Annotated in this window: 1 protein-coding gene; it reads right to left on the minus strand. The window is 48.6% G+C overall.

Annotated features, from left to right (window positions below; translation table 11 throughout):
• Positions 1–255, minus strand: a 255-nt coding sequence (locus tag O4G74_RS16205) for a TOBE domain-containing protein (protein ID WP_269403547.1), incomplete at both ends; no start/stop codon positions are given.

Consider the following 255-nt stretch of genomic DNA (forward strand, 5'->3'; position numbering starts at 1 on the left):
AGATCACCACCAGCACGCACTGTGAGCGGCTCGTTCGATCCATCGAAGTGTACATGGACGAACGTATCTGAACCAAGGTGTTCGGACACTCCAACAACACCTTCCCATTCACCTGCAGTATCTGAAATTGACAAGTGTTCGGGACGAATGCCTATAGTATGCGCGTTGTATTTAGCAGCAACTTCTCCAGACAGGAGATTCATCTTCGGCGAACCAATGAAACCTGCGACAAACACATTGCACGGACTCTTATAC

Origin of the sequence: Henriciella marina, assembly GCF_027213945.1 — a bacterium.
GTDB lineage: Bacteria > Pseudomonadota > Alphaproteobacteria > Caulobacterales > Hyphomonadaceae > Henriciella > Henriciella marina_A.